The sequence below is a fragment of the Pedococcus sp. P1_H8 genome (genome assembly GCF_056405175.1).
Genome location: NZ_JBFUCP010000011.1, coordinates 16,791 through 29,505, shown reverse-complemented (window position 1 = coordinate 29,505; position 12,715 = coordinate 16,791). Strand labels below are relative to the sequence as shown.

The following is a 12,715-nucleotide window of genomic DNA, read 5'->3' as shown; positions in this document are numbered from 1 at the left end:
GTGGAGTGGCTCTCCGCCGTCGAGCGGCTCCGTCGGGAGCGCCGCCCCGGCATCCTCGTCACGCTGACCTCGGTGCGCGGACACTCGCCGCGTGAGGCCGGGGCCAAGATGGTCGTCGGCGTTGGTGCGACCTGGGGCAGCATCGGTGGCGGCAACCTCGAGGCCACGGCTGTGGCCCGCGCTCGCACGATGATCACCGAGGAGGCGGTCGCCCCGGAGCAGATCTCGTTGTCCCTCAACGACAAGGCGCCTGCCCAGCACGGCCAGCAGTGCTGCGGCGGCGAGGTGGAGGTGCTCCTCGAGCCGCTGGCGGTGGTGCCGGCGGTCGCGATCTTCGGGGTCGGCCACGTCGGTCTCGAGCTCGCCCGCATCCTCGCCCGGCACGACCTCGAGCTCCACCTCGTCGACTCCCGCGCCGGCCAGCTCGGTCACGACCGGCTGGGCGTCCTCGACGACGCGACGGCCAGGGTGCACGTCCACCACGCCCCCGTCCCGGAGCTGGTCCTGGGTCAGGTGCCCCACGGCACGCACGTGCTGGTCATGACCCACGACCACGCCGAGGACGCGGCTCTGTGCGACGGTGCCCTTCGTTGCGAGCACCTCGGTTCGATCGGGCTCATCGGCTCGTCGGCGAAGTGGTCCCGCTTCCGGAAACGCCTTGCGGCAGAGGGCCATTCGGACGCCGACCTCGCGCGCATCCAGACTCCGATCGGGTTGGCCGACCTCACCGGCAAGGATCCGGCCACCATCGCGCTGAGCGTCGCGGCGGACCTCGTCCGCGTCTTCGAGTCCGAGACCTCCCGGCCGGTCGTCGCATGACCCTCTTCCGGGCCGCCGTGCTCGACACCCCCGACGACCCGTTCGAGGGTGGGGTGCTGCGCGCGCAGGACGACTGCGGGTTGCTCGTCGAGGGCGGTGTGATCGTCGCTCGCGGTGACTTCGCGACGCTGCGCGCCGAGCACCCCGACGAGGAAGTCCTCGACCTGCGCGAGGGCATGGTTCTCCCAGGGCTCGTCGACACCCACGTCCACTTCCCCCAGGTGCGGGTCATCGGCGGACTCGGTATGCCCCTGCTCGACTGGCTCGACCAGTGCGCCCTGCCCGAGGAGATGCGGCTGGCCGACGTCGACATGGCGCGTGGCGTGGCCAGGGACTTCGTCACGGGGCTCGTCGACGCAGGCACCACCACTGCCCTGGTCTTCGGATCGCACTTCGCATCTGCCGTCGACGTGATGTTCGAGGCAGCCGACCTCTGGGGCCTTCGGGTGACGACCGGCTTGGTCACCTCCGACCGGATCCTGCCCGAGCCGCTGCTCACGACACCCGAGCGGGCCTACCAGGAGTCACGTGACCTCGCCTCCCGCTGGCACGGCAAGGGCCGTCTCCGGTATGCCGTGACGCCTCGCTTCTCGCTGTCGGCCAGCGACGCGATCCTCGAGTCGTGCGCCGCGACGTTCGCCGAGGTCGACGGCTCCTGGTTCACCTCCCACGTCAACGAGAACACCGCCGAGGTGTCGGAGGTCGCCGGACTGTTCGGCGGCGCGGCCTACGTCGACACCTATGACCGCCACGGGCTCGTGACGCCGCGGTCGGTGCTGGCGCACAACGTCCACCCGACCGACCCGGAGCTGGCGACCCTCGCCGCACGGGGTGCCTCGGTCGCGCACTGCCCCACGAGCAACTCGGCCCTCGGCAGTGGGCTCTTCCCGCTGCGTCGCCACGTCGAGGCCGGCGTGCGGGTGGCGATGGGCTCCGATGTCGGTGCCGGCACGGGCTTCTCGATGCTCAAGGAAGGCCTGCAGGCCTACTTCATGCAGCGCCTGCTTGGTGACGAGGGGCTGCCCCTGACGTCGGCCCACCTGCTCTGGCTGTGCACGTCCGCCGGCGCCAGGGCCCTGGGTCTCGGCCACGAGGTGGGGGACCTGTCAGTCGGCAAGCAGTTCGACGCCATCTGGCTGCTGCCTGAGGCGGGGGACCCGCTGGCCGTGGGACTGGGCAACGCCAAGTCGGCCGACGACGCCCTCTCCAAGGTCTTCGCGCTCGGCACGACCTCCGACATCGGCGGCGTCTGGGTCGGTGGCGACCAGATCGCGGCCGGACGCTGGCGGATGCCCCGCCGCACCTGAAGTCGCTTCCGCCCTGATCCCCTCCAGCCCCTCTCTCTGGGCTCGGGGGCGAAAGGGGGGTCAGACGGCGCGCTCGGCCTTCAGGACCTCGGCGTAGGCCGGGAGCGTCAGGAAGTCGGGGAAGTCGGGGTCGAGCGCGCACTCGACGAACAGCGTGCGCGCCGTCTCCAGGGCTCCGCGCGCGGTCTCGTCGTCGCCCACGGCCTCGACCAGGGCGGCATACTCGCTGTCCACCACCTGGTCGACGAGTTCTCGGGTGACGGTCTCGCCCGAGGCGAGGGTGGCTCCGGAGTTGAGCCACTGCCAGATCTGGCTGCGCGAGATCTCGGCGGTCGCGGCGTCCTCCATGAGGTTGTGGATCGCGACCGCGCCGTTGCCGAGCAGCCACGCCTGGAGGTACTGGATGCCGACGGAGACGTTGCCGCGCAAGCCATCCAGCGTCCGGTCGCCGGGGGTCGAGGCGGCGTCCAGCAGGTCGGCACCGTCGACGGAGACGTCGTCGCGCTGCTTGTCGAGCTGGTTGGGGGAGTGGCCGAGGACGCCGGTGAAGATCTCCTTGCAGAGCTCGACCATGCCGGGGTGCGCCACCCACGACCCGTCGAAGCCGGCGCCGACCTCGCGCTCCTTGTCGGCGCGCACCTTGGCGAACGCCGCCTCGTTGACCGACGGGTCCTTGCTCGGGATGAACGCCGCCATGCCGCCGATCGCGAACGCCCCGCGCTTGTGGCAGGTCTGCACGAGCAGGTCGCTGTAGGCCTTCATCATCGGCGCGTTCATCGTCACGGCGTTGCGGTCGGGGAGGGTGAACGACGGCCCGGAGTCCCTGAAGTACTTGATGATCGAGAACAGGTAGTCCCACCGACCGGCATTGAGACCCGCCGCGTGGTCGCGCAGCTCGTAGAGGATCTCGTCCATCTCGAACGCTGCGGGGATCGTCTCGATGAGCACCGTCGCGCGGACCGTGCCGTGCGGGATGCCGAGGGACTCCTGCGCGTAGGTGAACACGTCGTTCCAGAGTCGCGCCTCGAGGTGGGACTCCATCTTCGGCAGGTAGAAGTACGGACCACTCTCGCGCGCGATGAGCTCGGCGGCGTTGTGGAAGAAGTAGAGGCCGAAGTCGACCAACGCACCGACCAGCGGACGACCGTCGAGAGTCAGGTGCTCCTCGTCGAAGTGCCAGCCGCGGGGCCGCGGCACGATGACAGGTATGCCGCCGGGGTCCTTGAGCGCGTAGTGCTTCCCCTGCGGGGTGGTGAGCTCGATGGTTCGACGCACGGCGTCATAGAGGCTGACCTGACCACCGATGACGTTGCTCCAGTGGGGGGTGTTGGCGTCCTCGAGGTCGGCGAGCCACACCTTGGCGCCGGAGTTGAGGGCGTTGATCGCCATCTTGCGCTCGGTAGGGCCGGTGATCTCCACGCGACGGTCGGCGAAGTCAGCCGGCGCCGGGGCCACCGTCCAGTCGCCCTCGCGCACGGCGCGCGTCTCGTCGAGGAAGTCCAGCCGACCGGTCCGCGACACCTCTGCACGGCGGGCGCTGCGAGCGGCGAGCAGCTCGTCACGGCGACCTCCGAACCTCGCCTGCAGCTCCGCGAGGAAGGCCAGGGCGTCGGGGCTCAGGATCTCCGAGCTGCGCTCGACCTCGTGGGGGGCGTCGACGACGACGGTGGGCACGGGGTGCGTCGTGGGCGTGGTGGGCTCGGACATGCGCATCCTCGGGAGAAGTCGGTGGTGTCGCGTGCCGCGGTGGCGGCTCGCAGACTAGGATTGTTCCATGATACGAAATCTTCTTCTCATTCGGGAAGGACTGGGGAGAGATATATGAGCACCGAACCGACCGTCGAGGACGCGGTGACGGCCCCCGCCAAGACCGGGGGTGGCGTCCAGTCGCTCGAGCGCGCCTTCGCCATCCTCGAGACGATGGCCGACGCCGGCGGCGTGATCAGCCTGTCGCAGCTCGCGAACGACGCGCAGCTGCCCCTGCCGACGATCCACCGGCTGGTGCGGACCCTGGTCGACCTCGGCTACGTCCGCCAGGAGGCCTCCCGCCAGTACTCGCTCGGGCCGCGCCTCATCCGACTCGGGGAGACGACGTCCCGGATGGTCAGCCGGTGGGCGCGGCCGCACATGGAGCGGCTGGCCCACGAGCTGGGGGAGTCGGTCAACCTCGCGATGCTGGACGGCGACCAGGTGGTCTACATCGGTCAGGTGATGGCCAGCCGCAACTCGATGCGCATGTTCACCGAGGTGGGCCGCCGGGTGCTGCCGCACTCCACCGGTGTCGGCAAGGCGATCATGGCCGGCATGGATCCCGAAACAGTGCAGGCGATCCTCGGCCGCACGGGCATGCCGGCCCGCACCGAGCACACCATCACCGACCCGGAGGCCTTCGCGGCCGAGCTGGACCGCACCCGCGAGCGCGGCTACGCCCTCGACGAGGGCGAGCAGGAGGTGGGCGTCCGCTGCGTGGCTGTCGCCATCCCCGGCTCACCCCAGCCGCTGGCGCTGTCGGTGTCCGGTCCGCTGCCGCGCATGACCGACGCGTTCGTCGAGAGCGCGGCGACGCCGATGCATGCTGTCGCACACGCGATCTCGGCCGAGATGCGGGGCGCCACCCTCTAGCGCGCCAGCATCAGGCGAACGGTTGCCTTCGATGGGGTGAACACTGGTGCCAGAGGCCGTTTTCGGCGCTTGAGCCCCCGAGGGCCCGGCACGCTGGAGCCATGGCCTACGGCTTCGAGCTCGGACCCATCGCCCTCGCCCACCGCGGAGGCGCCTCCTTGGCGCCGGAGAACACCATGGCCGCCTTCGGACTCGCGTCGGCCCTCGGGGTGCGCTACCTCGAGACCGATGTGCGCCTGACCGCCGACGGTGCGCTGGTCTGCTTCCACGACGCAACCCTCGACCGGGTGACGGACGCGCGAGGGCCGCTCGCGCGGCATACCCTCTCGTCGTTGCGGGGGGTGCGGGTGGCGGGGCGCGAGCCGATCCCGACGCTGGTCGACGCGCTCGAAGCCTTTCCCGACGCGAATTTCACCATTGACCTCAAGGGTCGCGAGGCCATTGGCCCTTTGGGGAAGTTGTTGCAGCACAAGGACTTCCGAGACCGGGTGTGTGTCGCGGGAGCCTGGGACGGCTGGCTCGACGTCGTGCGTGCCGAGGTGCCCGGAGTGCGGACCGCGCTGGGCTGGCGCTCCCTGACCGCCCTGGTCACCACCGCCCGCGCCGGTATGCCGCCCGCTCGCCGGTTCGCGACGGCCGAGTTCGCGCACGTGCCGCTCAAGCTCGGGCGGGTGCCGGTCTTCGTCGAACGGCTCGTGGAGGGCGCACACCGGATCGGCGTGCGGGTGGTCGTGTGGACGGTTGACGACCCGGCGACGATGGGCCGGCTGCTCGACGCCGGGGTCGACGGGATCATCACGGACCGTCCGGACCTGCTGCGCGAGGTGCTGGTGGCTCGGGGCCAGTGGCTGCCCATGGGCGATTTGCGGATGCGGATCGTCCGGAACCCGCAATAGCCTGCGGGACATGGCTATCGCACGCTTCCCCACCATCGTCCTCGACTGCCCTGACGCCCAGGCCCTGGCGACGTTCTACGGCACCATGCTCGACTGGCCCGTCAAGAACGAGGGCGACTGGTTCGAGATCCGCGCCGACTACGGGCAGTGCATCTGCTTCCAGCAGGTCGACGACTACCGGGCCCCCGTCTGGCCCGGCCAGGACGTCCCGCAGCAGATGCATCTCGACGTGGTGGTCGACGACCTCGACAGCGGCGAGGCCGAGGTGGTCGCGCTCGGTGCGACCAAGCACGACCACCAGCCCGGGACGACCTTCCGGGTCTTCCTCGACCCAGCCGGCCACCCGTTCTGCCTCTGCACGAGCTGAGGGGTCCACGCTTCCCTGGCGGGTCCGACGGGTCGCGCTCCCGAGCGCCTCGACGCGTCGTCGCCTACACGCCTCCGAAGGCGCCGTTCATTCCTGGTGCGGTGCCGTCCCGGTTGGCCTTTGCCGCATGCCAGCTCTCGCCGTACTCGCTGTCGTCGTGCTCCGGCGGAGGTTCGGGGTCGACGCCGTCCCACGACGCGTAGCCGCTGAACAGCCCGAAGGCTGGCTCGCTGTTGATCAGGGCGTGGGCCAGCGCGACCAGGGCCGGTTCGGGCAGCGACCGGGTCAGCACTCCCGGGCTCCGGCGTTCGCCCAGGGTCATGAGGTGTGCCAGCGGCGCGACGTCGTGCGGGTGCAGGTGGGCACCCGCCACGAGTTCGGCCTGGACCGTGCGCAGAACCGTCTCCCGGTGGAGCGGCTCGATGGCCGACAGCGCCTCGACGTGGGCAGCCTCGAGCGCGTCGAGGGGCGCGGTTCGGAGCAGGTAGCGGTACTGGCGGACCGTCTGGTCCTCCGGCCCTTCATGGAATGGCACCTGGCTGCGTCGGCGCACGGGCTTCAGCCCCATGGGCCTCAGGATAGGACTCCGCGGCGGGCCTCGAAAGGCGGAAACAAGGCCTCAGGTATGCCGCGGGCGTGCGTCCGCGGCGTACCTGAGGGTGCGCTGGTGGGCAAGGGTCCGGCGCTGGGGTGCTCTGACCGGGTCAGTCCTCCTTGCCGGCGCTCATGCCTTCCTTGATCAGGCCCATGACCGACGAGTCGGCCAGGGTCGTGACGTCGCCGACCTCGCGGTTCTCGGCGACGTCACGCAGCAGTCGGCGCATGATCTTGCCGGAGCGGGTCTTGGGCAGCTCGGACACGACCATGATCGAGCGGGGCTTGGCGATCGGGCCGATCTCCTTGGCCACGTGGTTGCGCAGCTCCTGCACGGTCTCGTCGCCGTGGTCCTCGGAGCCGCCGCGCAGGATGACGAACGCCACCACGGCCTGACCGGTCGTGTCGTCCGTCGCGCCCACGACGGCGGCCTCGGCCACCGACGGGTGCGACACCAGGGCCGACTCGATCTCGGCCGTCGACAGTCGATGGCCCGACACGTTCATGACGTCGTCGACGCGACCGAGCAGCCAGATGTTGCCGTTCGCGTCGTACTTGGCACCGTCGCCGGCGAAGTAGTACTTGGGACCGAACCGCGACCAGTAGGTCTCCTTGTAGCGCTCCTCGTCGCCCCAGATGCCGCGGAGCATGCCCGGCCACGGCTTCGTGAGGACGAGGTAGCCGACGGCCTCGGGGTCGTGCAGGGGCTGGCCCTCGTCGTCGAGGATCTCGGCACTGATGCCGGGGATCGGTCGCTGGGCCGAACCGGGCTCGAGATCGGTGACTCCCGGCAGCGGGCTGATCATGATGCCGCCGGTCTCGGTCTGCCACCAGGTGTCGACGATCGGGCAGTGGCCGCCGCCGATGTTCTTGCGGTACCAGAGCCAGGCCTCGGGATTGATCGGCTCACCGACCGAGCCGAGCAGCCGCAGCGACGACAGGTCGAACTTCGCGGGGATGTCGTCGCCCCACTTCATGAACGTCCGGATCGCGGTGGGCGCGGTGTAGAGGATCGTCACGCCGTACTTCTGCACGATCTCCCACCAGCGGCCCTGGTGCGGGGTGTCGGGAGTGCCCTCGTAGATCACCTGGGTCGCGCCGTTGGCCAGTGGTCCGTAGACGATGTAGGAGTGGCCGGTCACCCAGCCGATGTCGGCGGTGCACCAGTAGACATCGCTCTCGGGGTGCACGTCGTGGACGACCGAGTTGGTGTATGCCGCCTGCGTCAGGTAGCCGCCGGTCGTGTGGAAGATGCCCTTCGGCTTCCCCGTGGTGCCGGACGTGTAGAGGATGAAGAGCGGGTGCTCGCTGTCGTGGGCGACCGCCTCGTGCTGGTCGCTCGCCGAGTCGACGACGTCGTGCCACCAGACGTCCCGGTCCTCGTTCCACTCGACCTCGTCCTTGGTGCGCCGCACGACCAGGACCTTCTCGACGGTCGTCTCGCCCTCGACGGCTGCGTCGACGGCGGGCTTCAGGGGGGCGGACTTGCCCCGGCGGAACTGGCCGTCGGCGGTGATGACCAGCTTGGCCTCTGCATCGGCGATGCGGGTGCGCAGCGCGTCGGCCGAGAACCCGCCGAAGACGACTGAGTGCGGGGCGCCGATGCGCGCACAGGCGAGCATTGCGGCCACCGCCTCGGGGATCATCGGCAGGTAGATCGCCACCCGGTCGCCCTTCGAAACCCCAAGAGACTCAAGGGCATTGGCGGCCTTGGCCACGTCACTCTGCAACTCGGCATACGTGATGGTGCGGGTGTCGCCGCCCTCGCCCTCGAAGTGGATGGCGACGCGGTCGCCGTTGCCGGCCTCGACGTGCCGGTCGACGCAGTTGTAGGCCGCGTTGACCTCACCCCCGACGTACCACTTGGCGAACGGCGCACCGCTCCAGTCGAGCGTCTGGTCGAAGTCCTTGGCCCACGTGAGCCGCTGCCGGGCCTGGTCGGCCCAGAAGCCCTCGAAGTCCGCGGCCGCCGCGTCGTAGAGGTCCGCCTGACCGTTGGCCTGGGCGGCGAACTCGGGGGTGGGAGACAGATCCCGACCCTCGGTCTGGCTCGTGGACAAGGTGTCGGACACGGTGGTTCCTCCTGGCGGCGTTGGCAGGCGACGTCGGCGGCAGGGCCCACGTCGCGGTCGCGGTGACACCCCAAGCCAACCCGTATCCGGGCCGCGCATCAAGGGGAGTGGTCGCGATGATCGGTCGACGGACGTTGCGAGCGTCAAACGGCTAGCCTCTGGTGGCGTGAGCACCACGAGGAACCCCACCACGGACGCTGCTTCCGACTCCCCGGCGCCCAGCCCCCTCGAGCGAGGCAAGGCAGTGGCGCGTCGCGTCTGGCCAGAGGTGGCCATGCTGCTCGCAGCGCTCCTGTGGTGGCCCGTCGGGTTCTGGGGCGTGACGTCGTGGTTCCACCTGCCGCTCGAGGCGCTCGAGGGCGACGTCCTCCTGCTCGGGGCGACTGCGGCAGCGGCGTCCGTCTCGCTCCTCGTGCACTCGGCCTGGCCCCGCTTCGTCATCGTGCTCGTCTTGAGCGGTCTCGGGTGGCTGCTGTCGGCGCCCGCCGTCGACAGCTACCCCGACGAGAGGGAGGTGCTGGCGCTCCTGCTGGCAGTGGCTGCGTTCGTCGGCATCGTGCTCGGGGTGCGCGGCCACAAGGGTCCGCTCGGTGCGGCGACGGTTCTCGCCGTCGTGGCGGGGTTGTCACCGGCCACCTGGCCACACGGACTCCTGCTGGCTGTGGCCCTCGCCCTGCCCTTCGCGGTGGCCACCGTGCAGCGCGTCGCGCCGACCCTGCTCGGCGTCGCGCGGATCCTGCTGACCTGGCTCGTCTTCGCGCTGCTCGCAAAGTCGATCGGGTACGGCTGGGACGTGCTTCACCCTCGTCTGCAAGCGGGGTCCAAGCGAGCGGAGATCTGGCTCGTGGCCGAGGCGTCATGGGACTTCCTCCGCACCCAGTGGTGGAGCTACCCGGAGTCCCTCGTGCGGTCCACGAGCGGCTGGCTCCTCGTCGCCCTCGTGCTGGCGGTGCTGATCGCAGCGGCGCGGGCGCTGCTCGGCGGCCTGCGTCGCCGGACAGCACCCGCGCGGGATGTCGACACCGGGCAGACGACCCCTACCAGCGGTGCGCCACGTCGATGACCAGCCTGCTGCCCGTGGCGTCCTGGATCGTGAAGGCGCGGAACGGCAGCCGTGCCCTGACCCCGAGTCCCATCGACGACTGACCTTCGAACGTCCCTGCCCAGGCGACCTGCCGGAACGTCGTGTACCCGGTGGCATTGACCAGCTCACGCGGGTTGGCGGGCTGGTAGCTCGCGACACCCGTTGAGGTGTAGGCCGGCGCCCGGGTGACGATCAGCAGCTTGGCGCCACCACGCAGCGGCACGACCGCACCCTGGCCCTCGGTGAAGACGTTGGACACGTACTTCACCGTGTAGCCCGGAGCCTTGCCCTTGACGTCGATGACGAGTCGGTCGAAGCAGGTGTGCCGTCCCGCCCGGACGTTCGTGAGCGGGCCGGGGACCATGGTGGAGGAGTTCTTGGCGAGTGAACCCCAGGTGATCCCGCAGTAGGGCGCGGCCTCTGCGGAGGTGGTGGCGGCAACGACCGGGACGGCCCCGGCCGCCAGGGCGATGACGAGCGACCGGATGGCCAGTCGCGTGGAGAGGTGCTTCGTGATGTTCATGGTGTCCTCCCTTCGGACACACCAATGACGCGGTGCCGCACCCGCGGGTTGACGCGGCATACCAACGGCACGGTGCCGCGCCCCCTTGGTCGGGGACGCGGCACCGTGGTCTATTGGTGACAACCGCTTGGGTATGCCGCGTGGTCGCGCGGCGTTGGTCCGCCTAGTGCGCGACCGCCTTCTCGGCGCCGTGGCCGGTCAGCGAACGCACCTCCATCTCGGCGTACTTGGCCGCGTTGTACTCCTTGCTCGTCACGGTGCCCAGCCAGCCCAGCACGAAGGCCAGCGGGATCGAGATGATGCCGGGGTTGTCCAGCGGGAACCAATGGAAGTCGGTGCCCTGCAACATCGACAGCGACTTGCCCGTGACCGGGTCGACCGGCTTGCCGGAGACGACCGGGCTGAAGACGATCAGCGTCAGGGCGGTGACGAGGCCGCCGTAGATCGACCAGAGCGCCCCTCGGGTGTTGAACCGCTTCCAGAACAACGAGTAGAGGATCGTCGGCAGATTCGCCGACGCCGCGATGGCGAAGGCGAGGGCGACGAGGAACGCGATGTTCTGACCGTTGGCCAGGATGCCGCCGAGGATCGCGAAGATGCCGATGACGACCGCGGTGATGCGGGCGACGCGGACCTCGTCCTCGGGAGTCGCCGTGCCCTCCTTGATGACCGAGTTGTAGATGTCGTGCGACAGGCTGGCGCTCGCCGTGATGGTGAGGCCGGCGACGACCGCGAGGATCGTCGCGAAGGCGACGGCCGAGATGATGCCCAGCAGGAGCTCACCACCGAGCTCGAAGGCCAGCAGGGGCGCGGCCGAGTTGGCCTTGCCGGGGGCTGCCGCGATCACCTTGGGTCCGACGAGGGCCGCGGCGCCGTAACCGAGGACGAGGGTGAACAGGTAGAAGGTGCCGATCAGCCAGATGGCCCACTCGACCGACTTCCTGGCCTCCCGGGAGGAGGGCACGGTGTAGAACCGCATCAGCACGTGCGGCAGGCCGGCGGTGCCCAGCACCAGGGCCAGCGACAGCGAGATGAAGTCGATCTTGGTCAGCCCGCTCTTGCCGTACTGCAGGCCCGGGTCGAGGACCTTCTTGCCGCCCGACTTCTCGACGGCCTCGCCGAGCAGCGAGCTGAGGTTGAGCCCGAACCTGCTCAGCACCCAGACGAACATCACGCCCGCCCCGATGATCAGCAGGACGGCCTTGATGATCTGCACCCAGGTGGTGCCCTTCATGCCGCCGATGAGGACGTAGGCGATCATGATGATGCCGACGACGGCGATGACCACCGACTGGCCGCCCTTGTCGTCGATGCCGAGCAGCAGCGCGACCAGGCCGCCGGCCCCTGCCATCTGCGCGAGCAGGTAGAAGAAGCAGACCGCAAGGGTGGAGATCGCCGCGGCCATGCGCACCGGGCGCTGCTTGAGGCGGAACGACAGCACGTCGGCCATCGTGTACTTGCCCGCGTTGCGCAGGAGCTCGGCCACGAGGAGCAGGGCGACGAGCCAGGCCACGAGGAAGCCGATGGAGTAGAGGAAGCCGTCGTAGCCGTTGAGGGCGATGGCTCCGGCGATGCCCAGGAAGCTGGCCGCAGAGAGGTAGTCGCCGGCGATGGCGATGCCGTTCTGCCGACCTGTGAAGGCGCGGCCGCCCGCGTAGAAGTCGGCGGCGCTGCGGTTGTTCTTCGACGCCCGGATGACGATCCCGAGCGTGATCAGGACGAAGACGCCGAAGATCGTGATGTTCAGCGTCGGGCTGCCGACGTTCGTGGCGGCGGGGGCGAGGCTGGCCAGGGTGGGAGCGCTCATCGGTGGTCCTCCCCGATCGTCGTGGCGAGTGCGGCGGCGCGCGGGTCGAACTCACGGTCGGCCCAGCGCACGTAGAGGATCGTGATGGCGAACGTCGACACGAACTGGCCTATCCCGAGGATGAGCCCGACGTTGATGTTGCCGAACACCTTGGTGCTCATGAAGTCGGATGCGTAGACCGACAGCAGGACGTAGAGGAAGTACCACGACAGGAACAGCCCGGTCATGGGGAACACGAACCTGCGGAACCGGGACCTGAGGTCCGCGAACTCCGGCGAGTCTTGGAGCGCGACGAACGGGTCGTGCTCCGTGCGAGCGTCGTTGCTCACGAGGACACCTCCAGTGGTGGCGCGGGCCGGTCCCGCGTTCGCCGCCACTGTCCCGCTGCAAGCCCCTGAGCAGCAGGTATGCCGCGTGGTTGCGCGCCGTGCGGAGGGTGCGCTCGCCGGGTGGCGCAGGGCGCTGCGCCGAACGGTCGCCCTCGCGCGCCCAGCGGCGCCCAGGCCTTCGAGCGACAGGAGCATGGCGAGATCGTCACCGCCAGCAGCGCGAAGTTGCGCGAGCGCTGGGCCGACGTGCTCGACCGCCTCGGCTCGGTCTGATGGCTGATCGGCGATTCCTCGG

General features: G+C 69.8%; 13 protein-coding genes. 7 read left to right on the top strand and 6 right to left on the bottom strand.

Annotated features, from left to right (window positions below):
- Both xdhC and AC1DYG_RS16000 read left to right on the top strand, forming a co-directional pair.
- Entirely contained in the window at positions 1-819 is an 819-nt protein-coding gene (xdhC, locus tag AC1DYG_RS16005) for a xanthine dehydrogenase accessory protein XdhC (RefSeq protein ID WP_477640949.1), read from the top strand.
- Positions 816-2,126, top strand: coding sequence for a guanine deaminase (locus AC1DYG_RS16000; RefSeq protein WP_477640864.1), 1,311 nt, complete (start codon positions 816-818; stop codon positions 2,124-2,126). Before xdhC ends, AC1DYG_RS16000 begins: the two co-directional genes overlap by 4 nt.
- Positions 2,127-2,186: 60 nt before the next feature.
- On the opposite strand, the gene aceB is transcribed toward AC1DYG_RS16000, so the two are convergent.
- Positions 2,187-3,833, bottom strand: a complete 1,647-nt coding sequence (gene aceB, locus AC1DYG_RS15995; RefSeq protein WP_477640863.1) for a malate synthase A — start codon at positions 3,831-3,833, stop codon at positions 2,187-2,189.
- Positions 3,834-3,947: 114 nt separating this feature from the next.
- Between aceB and AC1DYG_RS15990 the strand changes: the two genes are divergently transcribed.
- The 3 genes from AC1DYG_RS15990 (at position 3,948) to AC1DYG_RS15980 (ending at position 6,011) form a co-directional block, all read left to right on the top strand.
- Complete coding sequence (locus tag AC1DYG_RS15990; protein ID WP_477640862.1) at positions 3,948-4,748, top strand: IclR family transcriptional regulator; 801 nt, start codon at positions 3,948-3,950, stop codon at positions 4,746-4,748.
- 101 nt (positions 4,749-4,849) lie between these two features.
- Positions 4,850-5,644, top strand: coding sequence for a glycerophosphodiester phosphodiesterase family protein (locus tag AC1DYG_RS15985; protein ID WP_477640861.1), 795 nt, complete (start codon positions 4,850-4,852; stop codon positions 5,642-5,644).
- A 10-nt stretch (positions 5,645-5,654) separates the two neighbouring features.
- Positions 5,655-6,011, top strand: coding sequence for a VOC family protein (locus AC1DYG_RS15980; RefSeq protein WP_477640860.1), 357 nt, complete (start codon positions 5,655-5,657; stop codon positions 6,009-6,011).
- Positions 6,012-6,075: 64 nt separating this feature from the next.
- On the opposite strand, the gene AC1DYG_RS15975 is transcribed toward AC1DYG_RS15980, so the two are convergent.
- Both AC1DYG_RS15975 and acs read right to left on the bottom strand, forming a co-directional pair.
- Positions 6,076-6,579, bottom strand: a complete 504-nt coding sequence (locus AC1DYG_RS15975; RefSeq protein WP_477640859.1) for a hypothetical protein — start codon at positions 6,577-6,579, stop codon at positions 6,076-6,078.
- A gap of 136 nt (positions 6,580-6,715) precedes the next feature.
- On the bottom strand, positions 6,716-8,677 hold the full coding sequence (gene acs / locus AC1DYG_RS15970; RefSeq protein ID WP_477640858.1) for an acetate--CoA ligase: 1,962 nt from the start codon (positions 8,675-8,677) through the stop codon (positions 6,716-6,718).
- Positions 8,678-8,843: 166 nt separating this feature from the next.
- On the opposite strand from acs, the gene AC1DYG_RS15965 reads away from it, so the two are divergent.
- Positions 8,844-9,740, top strand: a complete 897-nt coding sequence (locus tag AC1DYG_RS15965) for a hypothetical protein (RefSeq protein WP_477640857.1) — start codon at positions 8,844-8,846, stop codon at positions 9,738-9,740.
- Here the strand turns inward: AC1DYG_RS15965 and AC1DYG_RS15960 are convergent.
- The 3 genes from AC1DYG_RS15960 to AC1DYG_RS15950 all read right to left on the bottom strand — a co-directional run bounded on the left by AC1DYG_RS15960 (position 9,715) and on the right by AC1DYG_RS15950 (position 12,420).
- Positions 9,715-10,284 (bottom strand): AMIN-like domain-containing (lipo)protein, encoded by a 570-nt coding sequence (locus AC1DYG_RS15960; protein WP_477640856.1) that lies wholly within the window; start codon positions 10,282-10,284, stop codon positions 9,715-9,717. The genes AC1DYG_RS15965 and AC1DYG_RS15960 overlap by 26 nt on opposite strands.
- 163 nt (positions 10,285-10,447) lie before the next feature.
- On the bottom strand, positions 10,448-12,091 hold the full coding sequence (locus tag AC1DYG_RS15955; RefSeq protein ID WP_477640855.1) for a solute symporter family protein: 1,644 nt from the start codon (positions 12,089-12,091) through the stop codon (positions 10,448-10,450).
- Positions 12,088-12,420, bottom strand: coding sequence for a DUF485 domain-containing protein (locus AC1DYG_RS15950; protein ID WP_477640854.1), 333 nt, complete (start codon positions 12,418-12,420; stop codon positions 12,088-12,090). Before AC1DYG_RS15950 ends, AC1DYG_RS15955 begins: the two co-directional genes overlap by 4 nt.
- A gap of 120 nt (positions 12,421-12,540) precedes the next feature.
- Here AC1DYG_RS15950 and AC1DYG_RS15945 point away from each other — a divergent pair, with 120 nt between their 5' ends.
- A complete protein-coding gene (locus AC1DYG_RS15945) occupies positions 12,541-12,693 on the top strand; it encodes a hypothetical protein (protein WP_477640853.1) in 153 nt (50 codons plus the stop codon).
- The last annotated feature ends 22 nt before the right edge of the window (positions 12,694-12,715 follow it).